The sequence below is a fragment of the Nocardia sp. NPDC051833 genome (genome assembly GCF_040681225.1).
Classification (GTDB): domain Bacteria; phylum Actinomycetota; class Actinomycetes; order Mycobacteriales; family Mycobacteriaceae; genus Nocardia.
Window position 1 is genome coordinate 2140345 of sequence record NZ_JBFAYK010000001.1, and the last position, 20226, is coordinate 2160570.

At 69.6% G+C, this 20226-nt stretch carries 21 protein-coding genes and 2 tRNA genes; 10 read left to right on the forward strand and 13 right to left on the reverse strand.

The annotated features are described in order from the left end of the window. Window positions 1–12: 12 nt before the first annotated feature. Window positions 13–987: a membrane dipeptidase gene (locus tag AB0L91_RS09555; protein ID WP_365008635.1), complete on the reverse strand. Its 975-nt coding sequence runs from the start codon at window positions 985–987 to the stop codon at window positions 13–15. A gap of 135 nt (window positions 988–1122) precedes the next feature. Here AB0L91_RS09555 and AB0L91_RS09560 point away from each other — a divergent pair, with 135 nt between their 5' ends. Together AB0L91_RS09560 and AB0L91_RS09565 are read left to right on the forward strand one after the other, a co-directional pair. Then, a complete protein-coding gene (locus AB0L91_RS09560; RefSeq protein ID WP_365008638.1) occupies window positions 1123–1653 on the forward strand; it encodes a hypothetical protein in 531 nt (176 codons plus the stop codon). Window positions 1654–1732: 79 nt separating this feature from the next. Further along, a complete protein-coding gene (locus AB0L91_RS09565) occupies window positions 1733–3793 on the forward strand; it encodes a prolyl oligopeptidase family serine peptidase (protein WP_365008639.1) in 2061 nt (686 codons plus the stop codon). 3 nt (window positions 3794–3796) lie between these two features. Here AB0L91_RS09565 and AB0L91_RS09570 read toward each other — a convergent pair whose 3' ends face one another. Together AB0L91_RS09570 and AB0L91_RS09575 are read right to left on the reverse strand one after the other, a co-directional pair. After that, a complete protein-coding gene (locus AB0L91_RS09570; RefSeq protein ID WP_357342393.1) occupies window positions 3797–4666 on the reverse strand; it encodes an alpha/beta fold hydrolase in 870 nt (289 codons plus the stop codon). Then, window positions 4666–5298 (reverse strand): TetR/AcrR family transcriptional regulator, encoded by a 633-nt coding sequence (locus AB0L91_RS09575; RefSeq protein ID WP_365008642.1) that lies wholly within the window; start codon window positions 5296–5298, stop codon window positions 4666–4668. Before AB0L91_RS09575 ends, AB0L91_RS09570 begins: the two co-directional genes overlap by 1 nt. Before the next feature lie 590 nt (window positions 5299–5888). Here AB0L91_RS09575 and AB0L91_RS09580 point away from each other — a divergent pair. Further along, the gene (locus AB0L91_RS09580) at window positions 5889–6389 is read left to right on the forward strand and encodes a DUF5063 domain-containing protein (protein ID WP_357342392.1); all 501 of its coding nucleotides are present in this window, start codon (window positions 5889–5891) and stop codon (window positions 6387–6389) included. A gap of 27 nt (window positions 6390–6416) precedes the next feature. Then, window positions 6417–7256 carry a DUF4265 domain-containing protein gene (locus AB0L91_RS09585; protein WP_365008645.1) on the forward strand — a complete coding sequence of 280 codons (840 nt, stop codon included), beginning with the start codon at window positions 6417–6419 and terminating at the stop codon, window positions 7254–7256. An 8-nt stretch (window positions 7257–7264) separates the two neighbouring features. On the opposite strand, the gene AB0L91_RS09590 is transcribed toward AB0L91_RS09585, so the two are convergent. From AB0L91_RS09590 to AB0L91_RS09600, 3 genes are all read right to left on the reverse strand, one after another. Beyond that, window positions 7265–7335, reverse strand: a tRNA-OTHER gene (locus AB0L91_RS09590). A gap of 11 nt (window positions 7336–7346) precedes the next feature. Then, window positions 7347–7418, reverse strand: a tRNA-Arg gene (locus AB0L91_RS09595). Window positions 7419–7435: 17 nt separating this feature from the next. After that, the gene (locus tag AB0L91_RS09600) at window positions 7436–8626 is read right to left on the reverse strand and encodes a hypothetical protein (protein ID WP_365008647.1); all 1191 of its coding nucleotides are present in this window, start codon (window positions 8624–8626) and stop codon (window positions 7436–7438) included. A gap of 306 nt (window positions 8627–8932) precedes the next feature. Here AB0L91_RS09600 and AB0L91_RS09605 point away from each other — a divergent pair, with 306 nt between their 5' ends. Next, window positions 8933–9814, forward strand: a complete 882-nt coding sequence (locus tag AB0L91_RS09605; protein WP_365008649.1) for an ADP-ribosylglycohydrolase family protein — start codon at window positions 8933–8935, stop codon at window positions 9812–9814. Between the two features lie 130 nt (window positions 9815–9944). Then, complete coding sequence (locus AB0L91_RS09610) at window positions 9945–10397, forward strand: SRPBCC family protein (protein WP_365008652.1); 453 nt, start codon at window positions 9945–9947, stop codon at window positions 10395–10397. Between the two features lie 59 nt (window positions 10398–10456). On the opposite strand, the gene AB0L91_RS09615 is transcribed toward AB0L91_RS09610, so the two are convergent. Beyond that, window positions 10457–10903, reverse strand: a complete 447-nt coding sequence (locus AB0L91_RS09615; protein WP_355274315.1) for a MarR family transcriptional regulator — start codon at window positions 10901–10903, stop codon at window positions 10457–10459. Between the two features lie 114 nt (window positions 10904–11017). Between AB0L91_RS09615 and AB0L91_RS09620 the strand changes: the two genes are divergently transcribed. Beyond that, window positions 11018–11977 carry a superoxide dismutase gene (locus tag AB0L91_RS09620; protein ID WP_365008654.1) on the forward strand — a complete coding sequence of 320 codons (960 nt, stop codon included), beginning with the start codon at window positions 11018–11020 and terminating at the stop codon, window positions 11975–11977. On the opposite strand, the gene AB0L91_RS09625 is transcribed toward AB0L91_RS09620, so the two are convergent. After that, on the reverse strand, window positions 11978–12757 hold the full coding sequence (locus AB0L91_RS09625; protein ID WP_365008656.1) for an alpha/beta hydrolase: 780 nt from the start codon (window positions 12755–12757) through the stop codon (window positions 11978–11980). Between the two features lie 43 nt (window positions 12758–12800). Next, the gene (locus AB0L91_RS09630; RefSeq protein WP_365008659.1) at window positions 12801–13172 is read right to left on the reverse strand and encodes a DUF2867 domain-containing protein; all 372 of its coding nucleotides are present in this window, start codon (window positions 13170–13172) and stop codon (window positions 12801–12803) included. A gap of 53 nt (window positions 13173–13225) precedes the next feature. Between AB0L91_RS09630 and AB0L91_RS09635 the strand changes: the two genes are divergently transcribed. After that, on the forward strand, window positions 13226–13822 hold the full coding sequence (locus AB0L91_RS09635; protein WP_365008660.1) for a TetR/AcrR family transcriptional regulator: 597 nt from the start codon (window positions 13226–13228) through the stop codon (window positions 13820–13822). A 126-nt stretch (window positions 13823–13948) separates the two neighbouring features. Next, a complete protein-coding gene (locus tag AB0L91_RS09640; RefSeq protein WP_365008662.1) occupies window positions 13949–14749 on the forward strand; it encodes a DUF6585 family protein in 801 nt (266 codons plus the stop codon). Between the two features lie 21 nt (window positions 14750–14770). Here the strand turns inward: AB0L91_RS09640 and AB0L91_RS09645 are convergent, their stop codons facing one another. The 3 genes from AB0L91_RS09645 to AB0L91_RS09655 all read right to left on the reverse strand — a co-directional run bounded on the left by AB0L91_RS09645 (window position 14771) and on the right by AB0L91_RS09655 (window position 17665). Beyond that, window positions 14771–14947, reverse strand: coding sequence for a hypothetical protein (locus AB0L91_RS09645; protein ID WP_365008665.1), 177 nt, complete (start codon window positions 14945–14947; stop codon window positions 14771–14773). Between the two features lie 117 nt (window positions 14948–15064). Then, the gene (gene groL / locus AB0L91_RS09650; protein ID WP_355274330.1) at window positions 15065–16690 is read right to left on the reverse strand and encodes a chaperonin GroEL; all 1626 of its coding nucleotides are present in this window, start codon (window positions 16688–16690) and stop codon (window positions 15065–15067) included. Between the two features lie 243 nt (window positions 16691–16933). After that, window positions 16934–17665 carry a Clp protease N-terminal domain-containing protein gene (locus AB0L91_RS09655; protein ID WP_355274333.1) on the reverse strand — a complete coding sequence of 244 codons (732 nt, stop codon included), beginning with the start codon at window positions 17663–17665 and terminating at the stop codon, window positions 16934–16936. Between the two features lie 72 nt (window positions 17666–17737). Between AB0L91_RS09655 and AB0L91_RS09660 the strand changes: the two genes are divergently transcribed. Continuing rightward, entirely contained in the window at window positions 17738–19021 is a 1284-nt protein-coding gene (locus tag AB0L91_RS09660) for a hypothetical protein (protein WP_365008667.1), read from the forward strand. A gap of 87 nt (window positions 19022–19108) precedes the next feature. On the opposite strand, the gene AB0L91_RS09665 is transcribed toward AB0L91_RS09660, so the two are convergent. Beyond that, a complete protein-coding gene (locus tag AB0L91_RS09665; RefSeq protein WP_365008668.1) occupies window positions 19109–20197 on the reverse strand; it encodes an FAD-dependent oxidoreductase in 1089 nt (362 codons plus the stop codon). Window positions 20198–20226 lie beyond the last annotated feature (29 nt).

Below are 20226 nucleotides of genomic sequence, written 5' to 3' on the forward strand. Positions count from 1 at the left end.
CACCCGAGGGCGTCAGTCGCGCCAGACCTGCCCCGCGACTCTGGCGAAGTTGCCGCCGAAGATGGCGGCGCGCTCCCCCGCGTGGAACCCCCGGTCGGCCAGCAGCTCGTCGAGACCGGGGGCACCGGATTCGCCGAGCAGGTCCTCCGGGGGAACCCATTGGAGCGGGCCCCATTTCGTGTACGACTCGGAGAAGGCGCCGGGGTTGGCGCGGATCTCGTCGTTGAACTCCTCGCCGTCGAAGGAGTAGTCCGAGCCGACGCCGATGTGGTCGAGCCCGACCAGGTCGACGCCGTAGCGGATGTGGTCGGCCATCGCGGCGAGGCGGGCGGCGTGGTCACCGGGGGCGTTGTGGCCCAGGAAGATTCCGACGCCGTTGATGCCGATCACGCCGCCGGTCTCGGCACAGGCCCGGGCCTGATCGTCGGTGATGTTGCGCGGATGTTCCCACAGGGTGGCGAAATTGGAGTGACTGTAGATCATCGGGACGGCGGTGTGGGTCGCGATGTCGAGGCCGGTGCGCCAGGAGCAGTGCGAGCCGTCGGCGAACATGCCGACCTCGTTCAGCTTGCGCACCAGGTCTTTTCCATAACCGGTGAGGCCGGTGTCGGCGGTGTCGAGGCAGCCGCAGCCCGCCGCGTTGGCATGGTTGTAGCTCGGCAGCAGCGAGCGCACGCCGAGCCGGTAGAACAGCTCGACATTGTCGAGGTCGCCGCCGAGCGGGCCGGAGTCCTCCAGGTCGAAGGCCAGCGCGATCGCGTCGTCGGCGCCGATATCGGCACGCCGCTCGACCAGCCGGAAGCGCGGATCGGCCGCCGCCTGGTCACGGAACCGGTGCACCAGTTCCAGCGAATCCGCGGTGGTCTGGGCCGAATACCCGACATTGACCGAGAGATGCGACCCGAGCGGATACCGGGCGAGTTCGCCGATGCGCGCCGTGTGATGCAACGGCAGACAGCAGTGCTGCTCCCACAGGAAGGGCGCCATATTCACCTCCGGTCGTTGTTCGTGACCTGCGATCCTACGTTTCGCAACACATCCGGAACCGGAGCGACGCTAACGCGATGTCTGATTAGTCCGATTAATCAGTACCTTCCTCCCACTGCCCGAAGGCGGTGCGACATGCGTCGCTTCCTCGTCCTGTTCACCACGCTCGCGGCCTGCGCGAGCCTGTGGACCCTCCCCGCTGCCGCCGCCCCGTCCTCCTGCGGCATCACCTGGGGCTCGCTCGACAAGTCCAGCGCGAACTACTCCACCGCGACCGTCGGCGCTGTCCGATCCGGCCGCCACGACTGCTTCGACCGGATCGTCATCGATCTGTCGGGCCCGCGGGCCGGCTACCGCGTCGGCTACGTCGACACCGTGACGATGGACGGCTCCGGCGCCACCGTCGCGTTGCGCGGCGGCGCGTACCTCCAGGTGATGGTGCAGGCCCCGGCCTACGACGGCGCGGGCAACAGCACCTACCACCCGGCCGACCGCACCGAACTCGTCGACGTGCGCGGCTACCCGACCTTCCGCCAGGCGTCCTGGGCCGGCTCGTTCGAAGGCCAGACCACCCTCGGCCTCGGTGTCCGCGCCCGGCTGCCGTTCCGGGTCACCACCCTCGACGGTCCGGCGCGCGTGGTGATCGACGTCGCCCACGCCTGGTGACGGCGCTCCAGCGGCCGGACGACCCCCGGGCGGTGAGCTGGCGGAGGATGCGATCCGCCACATCGGCAACAATGTGGGGATGAGCGGCGTTGAGCAGGACGTGACGGATCCCTATCTCTGGCTCGAGGATGTGACCGACGAGGCCGCGCTGGACTGGGCGCGGGCCCGCAACGAGGTCGTGGCGCGACGGTTCGCGGCGACGGAGCGCTTCACCGCGCTCGAGCAGCGCGTCCTCGCGATGCTCGACGACGACACCAAGATCGCCTACCCCGGTCGGCGCGGACCCTGGCTGTACAACTTCTGGCGCGACGCCGAGCACCAGCGTGGCCTGTGGCGCCGGACCACCTTCGAGTCCTACGCGACCGATGATCCCGAGTGGGACGTGCTGATCGATGTCGACGCGCTCGCCGAGGCCGATGGCGAGAACTGGGTCTGGTCGGGGGCCGCGGTCCTGCGGCCCAGCCAGGAGCGCGCCATCATCCACCTGTCCCGGGGCGGCGCCGACGCGACCGTCGAGCGTGAATTCGACCTGACGACAAGGGAATTCATCGCACCGGCGGACGGTGGGTTCTACCTGCCGGAGGCCAAGTCCCGGATCGGCTGGATCGACGCCGATACCGTCTATGTGGGAACCGATTTCGGACCCGGCTCGCTCACCGACTCCGGGTACCCGCGCATCGCCAAGCGCTGGCAGCGCGGCACCGAGTTGTCCGCGGCGGAGACGGTGTACGAGGGCAAGCCGGGCGATGTCTCGATCGGCGCGGGCTACGATCGCCACCCCGGCTACGAGCGACACTATCTGCACCGGTCGACGGACTTCTTCAACAGCGAGGTGTCCCTGCTCGACGACGGCGAGTGGCGGTTGATCGAAACACCGACCGACGCCGACGTCGACTGGTACCGCGACTGGCTCCTGGTGCGCCTGAAGACCGCCTGGACACCGGGCGCGATCACCTACCCGCCCGGCGCCCTGCTGGTCACCGACGTGAACGACTTCCTCGCCGGCGCACGCGAATTCGAGGTGCTGTTCACCCCGGACCCGCACACCTCACTCGAGACCTGGGGCTGGACCGAGAACCACCTGATTCTCACCACCCTGCACGATGTGCAGACCGGGCTGCGCGTGCTCACTCCCGGCCCCGACGGCTGGACCAGCGCCGAACTCGCCGACTCCCCCGCCATGTCCTCCACGTCGGTGAACAACCTCGACCCGCTCGAGGGCGGCGACGAATTCATGCTCACCACCACCGGTTTCACCACGCCGACAACACTGCTCAGCAGTGCCATCGGCGATCAGGCCACCGTACTCAAGCAGGCGCCCGGCTACTTCGACGCCACCGGCATCGAGACCGAGCAGTTCTTCGCGACCTCCGACGACGGAACGGCCGTGCCCTACTTCGTGATTCGTCACCGTGACCGTCGCGGCACGCCGAGCCCGACCATCATGAACGGCTACGGCGGCTTCGAGATCTCCAAGACCCCGCAGTATCTCGGCTCGGCGGGCATGGCCTGGCTGGAGCGCGGCGGCACCTATGTGATGACCAATATCCGCGGCGGCGGCGAATACGGCCCCGAATGGCACACCGCGGCGCTGAAAGAGCACCGGCACCGCGCCTTCGAGGATTTCGCCGCGGTCGCCCGCGATCTGGTGACCCGCGGCATCACCACCCCGGACCGGCTCGGTGCCATCGGCGGCAGCAACGGCGGCCTGCTGATGGGCGTGATGCTCACCCGCTACCCGGAGCTGTTCGGCGCGATCGTGTGCCAGGTGCCGCTGCTGGACATGCGGCGCTACCACCTGCTGCTGGCAGGCGCGTCCTGGGTGGCCGAGTACGGCGACCCGGACAAGCCCGAGGAATGGGCCTACATCAGCGAATACTCGCCCTACCAGAACACCGACACCGACCGGCAGTACCCGCCGATCCTGCTCGCCACCTCCACCCGCGACGACCGCGTGCACCCCGGGCACGCGCGAAAGATGGCGGCGCTGCTGGAATCCCAGGACCGGACCGTCTGGTACTACGAGAACGTCGAGGGTGGGCACGGCGGCGCGGCCGACAACAAGCAGTCGGCCTATCTGTCCGCGCTGGTCTACGAGTTCTTCACGCAGATGCTGATGGAGGGCAGGCGCTCGGCGTAGGCGCTAGCGATCGCGCAGCCACTTCTCGACGACGTCGACCGTGGAATCCGGATTGGTGATCCAGCCGTTGTGCCCCAGCGCTTCCGGCTGGAACCACCGGGTCACCGGCGCCGCGGGCAGTTTGCTCAGCAGGTGGTCGGCGGAGGTCTGCGGGGCCAGGTCGTCGCCGGCCACCGTGATCGACAGGACCGGGAACTTCAGCCGCGAGATCCGTTCCTCGTAGTCGATATCGGCGCCGACGGGCACGAAGCGCCCGGTCCGGGCCAGCCGCGCCCAGTCCGACATGAGCACCTTGGACTGCCTGCCGTAGGCACGGCGGCCGAACATGTCGCCCGGCCAGAAACCGGCGAGATTCGAGGCGACCGCCACCGCGGCCGTGCCGACCAGCACGCCGGGACCGAACACCCCGCGATAGCCGCGGAAGTACGGCGTGCCGGAGGCGACCAGGATCAGCCCGGCGATCCGGCCGCGCGCCCTGGCCGCGTACAGGACGGCGAGCTGCCCGCCCATGCTGTGCCCGAGCAGGTACGGCGTGCTCCCGGGGAACCGGTCGCGCACGGCCTGCAACATCGCCGGGAAGTCGACGGCGGCCAGTTCGTGGTAGCCGTAGGCGCTGTCGGCGTCCGGGCGGTGGGTGCTGTCACCGTTGCCGCGCAACTCGCCGATGGCCACGTCGAAGCCGCGCTGGGCCAGCCGGTCGCCGAAGTATTCGTAGAACTCTCCTGGCACGGCGAGGCCGGGCACGATGACGACGACCGGCCGCGGCGCGTCCGGGGTCACCGGATGTCGATGCGGGCCACGGGCCGGGATGAGCCGCACGGGCAGGGTGGTGCCGTCGGGCACCTGGATCGGGACGACCTCGACCCGGGGCATCAGGCCCCTACCGCACCGAGGATCACCCGGCTCAGCACTTGGATCACATCGTCGAGCGGCGGCCGTGGCTCGGAGCCGCTCCAGCCGTCGACGACGTAGTTGACCGCGCCGATGATCGCCAGCACGCGCAGCTCGTAGTCACCGGACGGGATCTCGCCGTGCATGGCGGCGTCCTCGGCGGCACTGGCCAGCAGCGAGCCCCATACCCGGCGCAGCTCCAGCCGGAACTTCTCCACCTTGGGACCCGCGCCGACCACCTCGACGAGCGCCACCCGCGCCTTGCGCGGATCGGCGCCGATCGCCTCGACGTAGGCGCGCACGGCGGCGTCGATCTGCTCGAGCACCGTCGCGTCGGTCTTCGCTTCGAGAGCAGTGGCGACCGCTTCGCGCGATTGCCGATCGATCTGCTCGTACAGTTCCAACAGCAGCGACTCGCGGCCGGTGAACTCCTCGTAGAACTGACGGGACGAGAGTCCCGCGTCCTTACAGATGGCACCGACCGAACTGTTGGCGTACCCGTCGCGCGCGAAGACCGTCAGGCCTGACTCCAGAAAACGCGCACGCCGCTGGCGTTGCCGGTCCTCTACGGGTTGCCCGGCATACATTCGTCCCGTATTCGCATCCTGTGACATTGTCGCTGACAATACCGAAGGGCCCGATCCCCTCGTCATGGATCGGGCCCTTCGGCCGCCCTTCCGGCTTACCGCGCGTTAGCCGAAAGTTGGCTACAGTCTGCTCAGTTGCCCGAGGCCTGCGCAGAACCGGTGCTGAGCGAGCTGGTGAGCAGGCCGAGCAGCAGGCTCAGGATGTTGCCGTCAGAGCTGTCATCGGTGATGTTGTAAAGCATGTGTCACTCCAAGTTGGTGCTTTGTGACTACGTTGTCACTGGCCATTTGCCGTCTCGGACGATACCGAGGCAAATGTGAACAGGGAGTGTTTTAGAGGAATTTCGTAGAACTTTTTTGTCACTTGGCACAAGCCCCAGGAACTTCCGGCTCGCCCATCGATCCGGACCGTCGCCCCGCCGCCGCGCATCGTCGGCGCGCTGGGACAACCAGAATGTGAAACGAGATTGTACCGACGCGCGGCAGTGGCAGCCGTCGAACCGCGAAGTACTCGCCATCGCCCGAATTCGGCAGCGCGGCCGCGACCTTCGCCGCTGCGCGGGTACGTGGCGGCCGAGGGGCTTGCCGAGGCCGGTCGGGCGAACCATCCTTACCGGATGAGCGAGAAGCCGCCGGAGGTCGAGACATTCGTCGGATCGGCGCGCGAGTACTGCGCGGTCGTCGAGGGGCTCGGCGGCGAATGGGAGCCGGCGGCACTGGCACGGGTGCTCGTGCCGGTGCTGGCCGGGCTCGTCGCCGCCGGGTGCGCGCTACCGCAGGTGGAACCGACCTCGACCGCGGTGCCGGATTTCATCAGCCGCGAGCGGTGGTTCGAGCGCTTCGAGCGGCTGGGCGAAGTCCTCGGCCGCACCGATCACTACTGGTCGAATCTCGACCTGACCTCCGAAGCTCCGGTGAGCGCGGGCTCGCTGGCCGACGACCTGACCGACATCTGGCGCGACCTGCGGCACGGTCTCGACGCGCTCGACACCGGATCGAATTGGCGTGACGTGGTATTCGAGTGGCGGCTGTCCTTCATCGCGCACTGGGGCAGGCACGCCGTCGACGCGCTGCGTCCGCTGCACGCCGCCCTGCGCGCCGACCTCCTCCGGAAATAGGGGCCGCCCCCTGGCATGCTCTCCCGCATGACCGCGAACGAGGACGACGACACCGACTACGTGCGGGTGGTGTTCCGGCTGCCGGAGGACCCCGCGGGCTGGCACGTGTTCAGCACGGAGCGGATGTGGGCGGTGCGGCTCGACGAGCGGCGGGTTCGGCTGGACAACATCCCTTTTCACGCGCGGGCCGTCGCGCTCGGCGACGTGGTCGCGGTCGAGGCGGACGACGAGGGTGTGCTGTGGGCCGGTGACGTGCTCGAGCCGTCGGGGAACTGCACGATCCGGGTCATCCCGGCCGAGGGGTGTCTGCGCGCCGAGGTCCGCCAAGCCGTGCTCGACGCCTTCGAACCGCTCGGCGTCGAGGGCGAGGGCAGCGGCACCGGCCTGGTCGCCCTGAACGTTCCCGCGCGCAGCGACCTCGAGGAAACCAAAGCCACCCTCGCCCAGGGCCACGCCGACGGCCTGTGGATCTACGACATCGGCGCCGCCACCGAGCAATGGCGCACCGCAACACCGGCACTCGCCGACCGCAACCCGAGCGACCCGCCCCCGGCGTCCTACGGCCTCGCCTTCCCCGCCGACCTCGCCGCCTTCGTCTACAACACCGTCGCCACCGGCGAACGCCCCGCCCTGGTCGTCGTCCGCGACCCCGACGGCGAATGGATCATCGGCGACGGCTCCGACGCTCCCCTCGCCGCCGACACCGCCACCGTTCTCCCCATCCAGCACGTCACCGACACCGACTCGTCCGTCCTCGAACTGGCCGCCCTCCCACCAGCCAAACTCGCCTGGCGCGACCACCCCACCGACCCCTGGACCATCGAGGACTTCACCTACACCGACGAGGACACCGACCACCCCGAGTAGCGGCGGACTCTCGTCGACCGGGCTCGAACCGGCGTCCACCCGGTCCGAGCCGGGCGCTCTACCACTGAGCTACGACGAGACCTCCGCCTGTGCTGTCGACCGGGCTCGAACCGGCGTCCGCCCGGTTAGGAGCCGGGTGCTCTACCGCTGAGCTACGACAGCTCCGCGATCGTGCCCCATCAGAGGTGCGAGTGTCCACCGGATTCCGCGGACAGTTCGGCGGCGTAGCCGGCCTTGACCGGCTTGCCGCTGAACGCGCCTGCGCTGCGAAGCAGCATGGCCCACAGCGGATCCGCGACTTCGACGCCGTGCACCAGCTCCGGTGTCGGGCGGAAGGTGCCGACCCGGCCCGGTGGTTTCGGTGCCGTCCAGCCACCACGCTCCGGATCGACCGCGGCGGCCGCGCAGGCCGCGCGGACGTCGGCCGCGGTGCAGGCGGCCCGGCCCGCGAGCACCTCCCACGGCAGTGGCAACGCCGCCCAGACCCGGGTATCCGGGTGCGGGCCGGATCCGGCCGCTTTGTGCCACGCCGCCAGGTCTCCCGCGATCAGCATCATCGCCTTGCCGGGACAGACGGTGTCCAGCAGACCGGTGGCGCCACTCGCCGCGAGGCAGGACAGCCAGGCGGCGCGGGCCGCGTTGTACGCACCGCACAGCAGATTCCAGGTCGAGGAGTCGTTGCCGCGGCGCACCACCATGCCCTGCCGGTCGAATTCGCTGGAATTCCAGACCTTTTCGAGCATCTCGGCCGTCGCGCGGAGCACGGCGGACCACCGGCCGACCAGCAGTCCCCGCTGTTCGTCGGTGAGGTGATCGAGCACCTCCGGCGTCGCGTAAGCCTGGGCGATCATCCACCAGTCGGTGTTGCCCTCCCGTCGGCAGCGCGCGAACAACAGCTCGGCGATCTCGTCGAACGGATTCTCCCGCCCGGAGAGAGTGAACTCCCGACGGAGCTTGCGCTTGGCCGTGTAGTAGGCGACGAAGCAGGCCGCGTTCGGGTCGGCCCGGAACCGGTCGAGCGTGAGTTCCGCGGCGAAACCGGCGCGCGCCCGCACCGCGAGCTGCCTCTTGCGCTGCTCGGCCGCCAGCTTCGCCGTCTTGGCGGTCAGCCTGGTCAGCGCCCGGAATCGGCGGTTGTACTGGCGCTTGGAGATATCGATGCCCGCGTCGACACGCTGCTGCCGGTTGAGCCGATCGGCCAGGAAGTCGGTGCGGCGCGGGTCGAATCCGATCTCGGCACCGATCGACTCGGCGAAGGCCAGGAGCGAGGCAGGGGTGTCGGCATCGACCTTCGCGGTGACATCGAAGAGCCTGCTGGTCGCCGCGATCTGGTGCGCGCCACCGACCGGACGCGCGAAATCCTCTGTCATGGAACTCAATCCGTCCCATCGCCGCGCCGCCCCCGCGACCCCGGCCAGCCGAGTGTGCTCATCGCTGCACAGATCCCGTTTCAGGCAGTACAACGCGAGCAGCGCCACACTCTCCGGCCGGTACCGCGCGTCCAACGACCGATGCAACTCGACCAGCGCCTCATCCCGCCCCATCGTCATGCGGTCGATCATCACAAGCCCCGGCGTCGCGCTGCAACGCCAATTCGGCGGGTAGGTGATCGACCATCGTTATGGTTGCAATGACCACTACCGTGGTGGCAGGATGGCCCGCACATGGAGCGGGATATGGATAGTGCTCGGGACAGCCTCGAAGGGTTGTCGGTGGGGGATGCGTTGGGGGCACAGTTCTTCGTGCCCGGTCGGTCGGTGGCCGACCTCCTGGGCGGGCGGGTGCCCGCTGGGCCGTGGGAGTGGACCGATGACACCGAGATGGCGTGTTCGGTGTTCACCGAGATCCGGGCGCGGGGGCGGATCGATCGGGACGCGCTGGCGGCCGTGTTCGCCGATCGGTGTGAACCGTATCGGGGGTACAGCGGCGGGACAGTCGCTGTGCTGCATCAGATTCGGGATGGTCGGCCGTGGTCGGAGGCCGCGGGGGCGCTGTTCGACGGGCGGGGGTCGTGGGGGAACGGTGCGGCGATGCGGGTGGGGCCGCTCGGGGCGTATTTCGCCGGTGACCTCGATCGGGCCGCGGCGGAAGCGGCGTCGGCGGCCGAGGTGACGCATCGACACCCCGAGACGATCGTGGGAGCGATGGTTGTCGCGGTGGCCGCGAGCTGGGCGGCGGCGAGTCGCGGAACGGACCGTGCGCCGGAAGAACTCCTGGCGGCGGTGGAGCCGTACCTGATTCCCGGGCGGACGGCGAGTGGGGTGCGGCGCGCCGGGGAACTGCTCGGGCGGTCGGTCGCCGAGGCCGCGTACGAGCTGGGCAACGGCGCGCAGGTGAGCGCACAGGACACGGTCCCGTTCACACTGTGGGCGGCGGCGAGTCACCTCGACGACTATCCGGCCGCGATCACCGCGTGCGTCGAGGCCGGTGGTGACGCGGATACCACCGCGGCGATCGTCGGCGGAATCGTGGCCGCGCGCACCGGGATCGGGGCGCCGGGCGGTGTGCCCGAGGACTGGCGGGCAGCCAGGGAAGCGCTGCCGGCCTGGGTGGGGTGAAGGCGCGGCGTGACGACGCCCGCACAGGCCGGGGGCGGCGGCGAAAAATCCGACCGGGGGCGGAGGGTTCGCGGGTCGACGATGCCTATGCTGTGCGTGACAGACCGTCACACCCATCCCGGAGGCACCGTTGCCGAACAATCTCGAAGCCAGCATCGACATCGCCGCAGCGCCGGAGAAAGTGTGGTCGATCCTGGCCGACCTGCGCCGCGTCTCCGAACTCAGCCCGACGACGCTCAAGATGATCGCCCTCGGCGGCGTCCGTGACGGCGCGTTCACCGTCAACGTCAACAAGGTCGGCTGGAAGATCTACCCGACCACCTCGCGCATCGTGTCCTTCGAGCCGAACAAGTCCTTCGCGTTCCGGATGAACGAGAACCGCACGGTGTGGCGCTACGACCTCGTGCCGACCGCCACCGGCACCCGGGTGGTGGAGACCCGCACCGTCGACGCCAAGGGCCTGCCCGGCTGGCTGCGCGGGACCATCAAGGTGGCGATGGGCGGCGAGCAGAAGTTCGAGGCCGACCTGGTCGCCGGGATGCGGGAGACGCTGAGCAAGGTCAAGGCCGCCGCGGAGCGCTGACCCGCACGACTCCCGAGAGCCCGCCGGATGATCCGGCGGGCTCTTCGTCGTTCGCGGGGTCAGAGGTCGGCGCGGATCTCGTCGAGCGCCTCCGCCGTGCGGGTGAGCAGGGCCGTGACCGCGGCCAGTTCCGCGGCGGTGAACCGCGCGGCGAGGTCGCGTTCCACCGCGACGGCGCGGACGTCGGCGGCCGCGGTCACCTCCCGGCCCGCTTCGGTCAGCCGGGTCTCCAGCACGTTCTTGTGCCATTCGTGCGGTGTCCGCTCGACCAGGCCGCGGTCCTGCAGGTTGGTCAGCACGGTGTTCATGGTCGGCGGCGTCACCCCGGCCAGCCGGGCCAGCGCCGCGGCGGAGATGCCGGGGTTCTCGGCCAGGTGCAGCAGGGCGCTGTACTGCGGAACGGTCAGCCCGGCCGGCTTCAGCGCGGCGGTCTTCGCCGCGATCAGGGACTGCTCGGCGCGCTTGATATACGTGCCGAGCCTCTCGGCGGCGGGCATGGACGTCATGGGTGCATGCTATCCGCCCATCATCTCGTAATGCCCTTGACGATCATTAGAACTCTAACTTACATTCCTGCCTATCATTTGATGTCTGGCATTACATCACTGAGAGGCTTCATCATGATCAGGACCAGCGCCACCCTCGCCCTGGCCGTCGCCTGCCTGTCCGTCACCGCGTGCGGCACCGCCGCCACACCCCGCCTGAGCACCGCCTACGAGCTGCCCGGCAGCGCCGTCTATCCCGAGGGCATCGCGGTGGACGCGCGCTCCGGCGACAGCTATGTGGGCTCGTTCGCCGACGGCGCCGTCTATCGGGCCGCCCCGGGCGCGACGCGAGCGGAGGTGTTCCTGCCCGCGGGCGCCGACGGCCGCAAGACCACCAACGGCCTGCGGGTCGACCGGAACGGCAGGCTGTGGGTGATCGATTCGAGCGTCGGCGTCGCCGTGTACGACACCGGGTCGCGCGCGCTGCTGGCCTCGTTCGCGGTGCCGGACAGCACGCCACGATTCGTCAACGATCTCGACTTCGGCGCCGACGGCACCGCCTATCTGACCGACAGCGTGCGCAATGTCGTCTACCGGGTGAGCCCGGACCGGGTATCGAAGGGCAGCGGGGACTTGGACATCGGTTACGACCTGAGCCCGGTACTCGGTCCGCGCGATCCGCAGGTCTACGAGCTGAACGGGATCGTCGCCGATCCGGCGGGCGGGTACCTGCTGGTCGTCGCGATGTCGGCGGGCGAGCTGTACCGGATCGATCCGACCGGCGCCGAGCCGATCCGCAAGGTCGCGCTGACCGGTGGCGACGTCCGCCACGGCGACGGCATGGAACTGCGCGACGGCACCCTGTGGGTGGTCCACAACACCGAGAACACCCTCAGCCGGTGGACCGTCGCCGACCACGGTGCCACCGCGACGCGAGTCGCCGAATTCCACGATCCCGCACTGGCTGTCCCCACCACGATGGCGCACGTCGGCGATCGGGCGCTGGTCGTGTCGTCACAGTTCGACAAGGGCGGACCGCTGGGCAGCGCCGGGACGCCGGGGACCTTCGTGGTGACGGCGGTCGACGGGTTCTGATCAGGTCTCGGCGACGAATTCCCGCAGTACCGCGACGAATTCGTCCGGCTGCTCGACCTGCGGGGAGTGCCCGGCGTGTTCGACCAGGTGGGTGCGCGCGCCCGCCGCGGCGTAGCGGTCCAGGGTGGCGGTGCTGTCGTAGAGGTGGTCGTGGCGGCCGTGGATCGCCAGGACCGGCAGGGCGAGGGCGGCGGCCCGAGCGTCGAGGGGACGCGCGGCGAGGTCGTCGCCCCGGGGACCGGCGGCGTAGGCCAGGCCGGCGGGCACGGCCGCGCGGAAGTCGCGCACCACCGCGTCGGCCAGGCCGGGCGCGGAGTCGTAGCGGAAGCGCGGCGCGAACGCGGTCCGGTTCGCCAGCCGAACCACCAGGGCCGGTGTCCAGCGCTGCGCCAGCCGGACCGTCCACGGGCGGACCACCCAGGTCGCCACCGCCGGGATCGCGGCGATGCGGTAGTCCGGCGCCTGGCCGACGACCACGGCCCTGGCCACCCGCGGGGACACCGCGGCGAGCTCGAGGGCGATCTCGGCGCCGAACGAATGCCCGACCACCGTGACCCGGTCGAGGTCCAGCTCGTCGAGGAGTTCGACGAGCGGCGCGGTCCGGACGGCGGCCGTGAAATCACCGGAGCCGGCGCCCTGATCGTGGACGTCGACGCGAATCACCCGGTACTCGCGCGCCAGCCGCTCGGCGACCGCCGCGAACCAGTCGACCGAGCCGGGGATGCCGTGCACGAACACGATCGCCGGGCCGGTCCGGGGGCCTTCGTCCAGAAACAGCACCTGTCCAGACTATCGAGACCGATCGGTTCGATCCCTGCCCCGTTCAGTCAGCGTGGCGCATCCTGCGCTCGGCACGGGCCATCATGCGCGGGACCAGCCTGCGGTGCCCGATGCCGACGATCGTGAAATACAGCCGCCCCAGCGGATTTCGATAGCGCACCAGCGTGGTGAGGGTGACCCGGCCGTCGACCACGCGCACCGAGGCGACGAAGTCGAGCATCGGCATGGCCTTGCCGGTCAGGTGTTCGGTGTCCGACACCGCCCGCTCGGGAAAGGCGTTGCGGCCGAAGATCGCCCGGGTCCAGGCCGCCGGATCAGTGGTGGCGCCGGGCGGCACGTCGACGGAGTAGGCATCGGCGTAGTCGGGGTCGGCGATGGCCGCCTCGGCCAGCGGCGCCGCGGTGACGATCGGCATGGGCAACCTCCATACTGTCCCGTATGGATTCGACCATACGGTAGCGTATGTGAATGCCGCAAGAGGAGAACGCGAAGTCGGCGGGGCGCAGGCTCACCGCCGACGACTGGGCACAGGCCGCGCTCGAAGCCCTCGGTGAGGGCGGCCTGGCCGCGGTCGCGGTCGAGCCGCTGGCGAAGCGCCTCGGCGCGACCAAGGGCAGCTTCTACTGGCACTTCAAGGACCGGGCCGCGCTGGTCGACGCCGTTCTCGCGCGGTGGGAGCTGCGCGGCACGCAGGACGTGATCGACGAGCTCGAGCAATTGCCCGGGCCCGCCGAACGATTGCAGCAGCTGTTCACCCATGTCATCGACTACGCCGCGCACGGCAGGGAAGACCTCGCGCTGCTGGCTTCGGTGGAACAGCCCGCCGTCGCCGCCGCGATGAGCCGGGTCGCCGAACGCCGGATCGCCTACGTCGCCGCGCAATTGCGGCTGCTCGGGGTGCCCGATCCGCAGGCGGCCACCCGCGCGGCGGTCGCCGTCAGCATCTATCACGGGTTCAATCAGCTGGCCAGGGTCGCGCCGGGGACGCTGCCCGCCACCGACGAACTGGTCGACGCCGTGCTGCTCCGGCTGCTCGATCCGGCGGCTCCGAATCAGTCGGATTGACAGCGCGTTCACCCCGCGTAGCAGCCGATTTCGGGATCGAGGCGACGATTGTCGATGCACCAGTGGCGGTATTCGGCCTCGTCGAATACGCTTCGCCGCGGATGAAAACGCCTCATGGAGGGACGAGTGATCACTCCGAACAGGGCGGAGGACGTAGCCGAAGCCCGGCATACCGTGCCGTTGACCCAGCTGATACACCTGATGGCGGAGTATCAGCACCTCGGCGCGCACCGTGACACCTTCCTCGCGACCCCGGCCGACGACACGTTCGTGCGCGGCTGCGGCATCGTCGCGGGGAGCATCGCCACCATCGGCGTCATCTGCACGGCCGTCGGCGCCTGGCAGGGTGGTGTCGCGCTGCTGACGATCGCCGCGGTCCCGGTGCTGCTGGCGTTTCGCCGCGGCATCCTCAACCGGCAGAACCGCGCCGCCCGCATCGACCTGTTCGACCACGGCGTCACCGTCTACCGCTCCGGCCAGCGCGTCGCCGGATTCCGCTGGGACAGCACCGAAGTCCGCCAGCAGATGATCCCGTTCCACGACACCATGCCGGTGTCGTACTACCTGGAGCTCAGTGGCCCCGGTGGCGTCGAGGCCACCGTCGACGAGGAGGGCTTCGCCCGCGCCCGCGAATGGGCCAGGGCCATCCAATCCGCCGTCACCGCAACCCAACTCCCCGCCGCCGTCGCCGCCATCGACAACGGCGACACCGTCGCCTTCGGCGAGCTCGCCCTCTCCCTCGACGCCCTCACCTACAACGGCGAGGCCTTCCCCTGGGAGAACATCCAGCTCATCGACGCCCGCAGCGGTCACATCCGCATCAAACTCGCCGGCATGTGGATCTCCCTGACCCCCGTCAGCACCATCCCCAACTTCTACATCTTCAACGAACTCGCCGAAAGACTGCGGTTGACCCCGGTGGGGTGAGGGCTTCACCGCACCACCGGATTACCGAGCCGGGCCCTTCTTCGCCAGGTCGATCAGAGCTGAGCAGCCTGCCCACAGCAGGACTGCGCCGATCGCGACCTTGACCCCGTCGATCACATTGTTGAAGAACTTCACGTCGGAGTAGTTCGCACCGGATTTCGACATCGAGCAGCCGTCGCCGGGGTTCATGTCCCCCACACCCCCGAGGCTAGCCGACCCGCCGGTGCGGAGCCTGCGCCGGACAGGCCGAAGGCCGGTTCACTCGGGGAGTGGACCGGCCTTCGGTGACTTGCGGGAACAAGTGATCCGGGGGGATCAGAAGTCCATGCCGCCCATGCCGCCGGTGGGGTCGCCCGCGGGGGCGGCCTTCTCCGGCTTGTCGGCGACGACGGCCTCGGTGGTGAGGAACAGGGCCGCGATGGAGGCCGCGTTCTGCAGGGCCGAACGGGTGACCTTGACCGGGTCGGCAACGCCGGCGGCCAGCAGGTTCTCGTAGACGCCGGAGTCGGCGTTCAGGCCCTCGCCCTCGGGGAGGTTGGAGACCTTCTCGGCGACGACGCCGGGCTCGAGGCCGGCGTTGAAGGCGATCTGCTTCAGCGGGGCCGACAGCGCGACACGCACGATGTTGACACCGGTGGCCTCGTCGGCCGACAGGCCGCTGAAGCCGTCCAGCGCGGGGGCGGCCTGGAGCAGGGCCACGCCACCACCGGCGACGATGCCCTCTTCGACGGCAGCCTTGGCGTTGCGCACGGCATCTTCGATGCGGTGCTTGCGCTCCTTGAGCTCGACCTCGGTGGCGGCACCGGCCTTGATCACCGCGACACCGCCGGCCAGCTTGGCCAGGCGCTCCTGCAGCTTCTCACGGTCGTAGTCCGAGTCCGAGTTCTCGATCTCGGTGCGGATCTGCGCCACGCGGCCCTTGATGGCCTCCGCGTCGCCCGCGCCCTCGACGATGGTGGTCTCGTCCTTGGTGACGACGACCTTGCGGGCCTGGCCCAGCAGCTCCAGACCGGCGGTCTCCAGGGAGAGGCCGACCTCTTCGCTGATGACCTCGCCACCGGTCAGGATGGCGATGTCGGCGAGCTGCGCCTTGCGACGGTCACCGAAGCCCGGGGCCTTGACGGCGACGGACTTGAAGGTGCCACGGATCTTGTTCACGACCAGGGTCGACAGGGCCTCGCCCTCGACGTCCTCGGCGATGATCAGCAGCGGCTTGCCGGCCTGGATGACCTTCTCCAGCAGCGGCAGCAGGTCCTTGACGGTCGAGATCTTCGACGACACCAGCAGGATGTACGGGTCCTCGAGGACCGCTTCCTGACGCTCGGGGTCGGTCACGAAGTAACCGGAGATGTAGCCCTTGTCGAAGCGCATGCCCTCGGTGAGCTCCAGCTGGAGACCGAAGGTGTTGCTCTCCTCGACGGTGATGACGCCTTCCTTGCCGACCTTGTCCATGGCCTCGGCGATGAGCTCACCGATGGACGCGTCGCCGGCCGAGATACCGGCGGTGGCAGCGATCTGCTCCTTGGTCTCGACCTCCTTGGCGGTGTCGAGCAGCTTGGCGGTGACGGCCTCGACGGCCTTCTCGATGCCGCGCTTCAGGCCCAGCGGGTTGGCGCCGGCCGCGACGTTGCGCAGGCCCTCACGCACGAGCGCCTGGGCGAGCACGGTGGCGGTGGTCGTACCGTCGCCGGCGACGTCATCCGTCTTCTTGGCGACTTCCTTGACCAGCTCGGCGCCGATCTTCTCGTACGGGTCCTCGAGGTCGATCTCCTTGGCGATGGACACACCATCGTTGGTGATCGTGGGGGCGCCCCACTTCTTCTCGAGCACGACGTTGCGACCCTTCGGGCCCAGCGTCACCTTGACAGCGTCGGCGAGGGCGTTCAGACCCCGCTCGAGACCGCGACGGGCCTCTTCGTCGTACGCAATTGTCTTGGCCATTGCGTTGAGATCCTCCACATGTCTATGGCTGACACACGAGACGACCACAGGTTGGATCGCCCCAAAGTACGCTGGCCAGGTGCGGTGCCCGCGACGGACGACCGAGGGTGTCGATGGATCCCGATCTCACCGTCCCGACCTGGCACTCAACAGACGTGAGTGCCAAAGCCATTTTTAGCACTCGGGTAGTGAGAGTGCAAGGTCGCGCCCGACGGGAGGACCGCGCCGGGCGCGTCCGCCGCCTCAGGACTCGTACTCCGCCGCGGCCAGGAACTGGTTCAGCAGCTCGACGAGCTCGGCTTCTACCACAGCCTTGTCCAGGCCGAGGCCGCTGAGCACGCCCGTGCCGTTCTCCTGCTCGAGCAGCGCGAGCAGGATGTGCTCGGTGCCGATGTAGTTGTGACCGAGGCGCAGCGCTTCGCGAAAGGTCAGCTCCAGCGCCTTCTTGGCGTCACCGTCGAACGGGATGAGCGCGGGGATGTCGTCGGTCGCGGGCGGCAGCGCGGCGAGGGCGGCCGCGCGGACCGCGTCCAAACTCACGCCCCTGGCCACGATCTCCTTGGCCGCCAGGCCCTCGGACTGATCGATCAACCCGAGAATGAGATGACCGAGGGTGATCTGGTTGTTGCCCGCGGACCTGGCCGATTCCTGGGAGCCGACCACGACCTGCCGCGCCCGGTCGGTGAACTTGGCGAACCCGGCCTGCGGGTCCATCGCCGCCGCGTCACCGGGCTGCTTGGGCACGAAGCGTTTCTGGGCGGCCTGCTTGCTGACGCCCATGCTGACGCCGATGTCGGTCCAGGAGGCGCCGGAGCGGCGGGCCTGGTCGACGAAGTGGCCGATGAGGTGGTCGGCCACCTCGCCGAGATGGCCGGCGGCCACCACGGCGTCGGAGAGCTGGTCGAGAACGTTGTCGGGACGGGCCTTCTTGATGCCGTCGATCAGGTCGTCGAGGCGAATGTTCGAAGTGCTCATGCGTCAACTCTAAGTTGACGATTCACTCTCGTCAACCATTGGTTGACGACATGTCGATGGCACCATGTCCGCATGGGGAGATTTCGGCGCACGGCCCGGTGGGCGCTGCGCATCGTGGGGATCGTCGTGACACTGGCCTGTGTGATCGGCCTCGGCCGGTTCCTGTGGCCGCAGCCGGGCATCGACGCGCAGCCCGGGTCGACCGAGCGGCAGCTGGCGTTCCTCCGGGACGCTCTCGACGACGGGGCGGATGTCGCCGCGCAGAGCCAATTTCCGGAGGGGCACTTCTTCCTGAACGCGCTCTACGGGCTGTCGTGGGTGCAGGCCGCGCGCACCGATCCGGGTCTGCGCGAGCAGGCGTTGCGCGAATCCCGCTGGGCACTGCGACGAGTGGAGTCGGCCGACGGGCGGGCGGTGTTCAGCCCGGCACTGCGGCCCGCGTACGGGGTGTTCTGGGCGGGGTGGACCAACTGGTTGCGCGGGGCGATCCTGTCGCTCGATGCCGGCGATCCCGCCGAGGTGCAGCGGTTCGCCGCGCACAGCGCGGAGATCGCGGCGGCGTTCGAGGCGTCGGAGACACCGTTCCTGCAGGCCTATCACGGGCAGGCGTGGCCGGTCGATTCCACCGTGGCGGTCGCGTCGCTGCGGTTGCACGACAGGCTGTTCGGCGAGCGATTCGGCGCGGTGACCACCCGGTGGCTCGCCGCGGCGCGGGCGCACCTCGACCCGGCCACCGGTCTGCTGCCGCACGACGTCACGCCGGACGGAACCCAGCTCGACGGTGCGCGGGCCACCTCGCAGACGGTGATCCTGCGGTTCCTGCCGGAACTCGACGCCGACTTCGCCCGGGACCAATACCGCCTGTTCCGCGACCAGTTCCTCACCTACCCTGGCGGATTCGGACCCGCGCTGCGCGAGTACCCGCGCGGCGTGGACAAGCCGGGCGATGTCGATTCGGGGCCGCTGGTCGCCGGGATCAGCCTGTCCGCCACGGTGGTCGGGCTCGGGGCCGCCCGGGTCAACGGCGACCACGAGCTGGCCGCCGCGCTCGGCGCCGAGGGCGAACTGCTGGGACTGCCGGTGGATCTGCCCGGCTCCAAGCGGTACGCCTTCGGGCTGGTGCCGATCGGGGACGCGTTCGTGGTGTGGTCGTCGACCGCTCGACCGCTCACCACGGAACCAGCCGCGGGCGAGCTGGATCTGCGCTGGTGGTGGCGGGTGCCGTGGCTGATCGTGCTCGGCGTGCTCGCTGTCGTCCCCTGGATCGGGTCACTCGTCGGAGCACTCAGGAGGAACCCTGCCCCACTCGGACGCTCGGGCGGCCGCGAAGGGACACCTCAGACCATCTCGTCGTAGTGGAACATCCCAGGCCGATCCCGTGACGAGAGCCCATCGGCATCCGAGCACGATCGGGGGCGGACAAACGGCTCCGCCCCCATTCGCTCAGCGCAGACCGGCCGCTCGGCCCGCGATGCGGACGATCCGCTCCTTGACCCAGGCACCGGCGCGCCCACGGACGACACGGTTCGCCGGGCTGTCGTCGGCGTCGAGGAACTGGATGACGGCATCGTGGCGGCCCAGGCTGATGCACTGCAACTGGTAGCGGAAGGTCATCGGTTTCGGCTCGGCGCCGCCCGCCCTGGCGACGATCGCCGTGGCGACGTAGGAGCCCGCGGGCAGGGCGGTCGCGCAGGCCATCCGGAGGGGGCGGTCGCCGGGGCCGTCGATCAGCGCGGCGTCGCCCGCGGCGTAGACGTCGGGGTGGGAGATCGAGCGCAGGGTCGCGTCGGTGCGGATGCGGCCCTGTTCGTCGACGGTGAGGCCCGCACGGCAGGCCAGGTCGGGCACGGTGAAACCGGCGGTCCAGACGACGGCCGCGGCGGAGAGCACGGTGCCGTCCACCAGGCGGACACCGTCGGGCAGCACCTCGCCGACCTTGACGCCGGACCGGATCTCGACGCCGAGTCCGGTCAGCGTGGTGCGGATGTGTTCGGCGGCCTTGGTCGACAGCCAGCCGCCCGGCTCCTCCGAGCCCAGCAGCGTGACCCGCGAATCCCGCTGCGACTCCGCCAGTTCGGCCGCCAGCTCGATGCCGGTCGAGCCGGCACCGACGACGATCACCGGACCGGCGGGCAGTGCACGCAGATCCTCGGGCGTGGCGACGGAGTGCGCGTATTCGGCGACGCCCGGCACGCTCGTGCGGTCGGCGGCACTGCCGAGGGCGTAGACGAGGGTGTCGTAGCCCATCGACCATTCACCGTCGAGCCACACCCGCTTCGCGTCCGGATCCAGGGCGGTGACCCGCGCCCGCACGAACTCGACGCCCTTGCGCTCCAGCAACTCCCGCAGGTCCCAGCGCCCGATCGACTGGCCGGCGGCCGCCTGGTGCAGCCGCACCCGTTCGACGAACTCCGCGCGCGTATCGACCACCGTGATCGTGGTGTCGCGTGCCTTGCGCGCCAAGCGGCGGGCCGCGCTGAGTCCCGCGTAGCCCGCGCCGAGGACGACGATTCGCTGCTGCTGCCCGGTCATGGTGTGGCTCCTCTCGACAATGCCGACAC

Bases quoted from the DNA above. Each gene is read 5' to 3' on its own strand.
- AB0L91_RS09555 (WP_365008635.1), bottom strand. From the start codon at position 987: ATGGCGCCCTTCCTGTGGGAGCAGCACTGCTGTCTGCCGTTGCATCAC.
- AB0L91_RS09560 (WP_365008638.1), top strand. From the start codon at position 1,123: ATGCGTCGCTTCCTCGTCCTGTTCACCACGCTCGCGGCCTGCGCGAGC.
- AB0L91_RS09565 (WP_365008639.1), top strand. From the start codon at position 1,733: ATGAGCGGCGTTGAGCAGGACGTGACGGATCCCTATCTCTGGCTCGAG.
- AB0L91_RS09570 (WP_357342393.1), bottom strand. From the start codon at position 4,666: ATGCCCCGGGTCGAGGTCGTCCCGATCCAGGTGCCCGACGGCACCACC.
- AB0L91_RS09575 (WP_365008642.1), bottom strand. From the start codon at position 5,298: ATGTCACAGGATGCGAATACGGGACGAATGTATGCCGGGCAACCCGTA.
- AB0L91_RS09580 (WP_357342392.1), top strand. From the start codon at position 5,889: ATGAGCGAGAAGCCGCCGGAGGTCGAGACATTCGTCGGATCGGCGCGC.
- AB0L91_RS09585 (WP_365008645.1), top strand. From the start codon at position 6,417: ATGACCGCGAACGAGGACGACGACACCGACTACGTGCGGGTGGTGTTC.
- AB0L91_RS09600 (WP_365008647.1), bottom strand. From the start codon at position 8,626: ATGACAGAGGATTTCGCGCGTCCGGTCGGTGGCGCGCACCAGATCGCG.
- AB0L91_RS09605 (WP_365008649.1), top strand. From the start codon at position 8,933: ATGGATAGTGCTCGGGACAGCCTCGAAGGGTTGTCGGTGGGGGATGCG.
- AB0L91_RS09615 (WP_355274315.1), bottom strand. From the start codon at position 10,903: ATGACGTCCATGCCCGCCGCCGAGAGGCTCGGCACGTATATCAAGCGC.
- AB0L91_RS09620 (WP_365008654.1), top strand. From the start codon at position 11,018: ATGATCAGGACCAGCGCCACCCTCGCCCTGGCCGTCGCCTGCCTGTCC.
- AB0L91_RS09630 (WP_365008659.1), bottom strand. From the start codon at position 13,172: ATGCCGATCGTCACCGCGGCGCCGCTGGCCGAGGCGGCCATCGCCGAC.
- AB0L91_RS09635 (WP_365008660.1), top strand. From the start codon at position 13,226: ATGCCGCAAGAGGAGAACGCGAAGTCGGCGGGGCGCAGGCTCACCGCC.
- groL (WP_355274330.1), bottom strand. From the start codon at position 16,690: ATGGCCAAGACAATTGCGTACGACGAAGAGGCCCGTCGCGGTCTCGAG.
- AB0L91_RS09655 (WP_355274333.1), bottom strand. From the start codon at position 17,665: ATGAGCACTTCGAACATTCGCCTCGACGACCTGATCGACGGCATCAAG.
- AB0L91_RS09660 (WP_365008667.1), top strand. From the start codon at position 17,738: ATGGGGAGATTTCGGCGCACGGCCCGGTGGGCGCTGCGCATCGTGGGG.
- AB0L91_RS09665 (WP_365008668.1), bottom strand. From the start codon at position 20,197: ATGACCGGGCAGCAGCAGCGAATCGTCGTCCTCGGCGCGGGCTACGCG.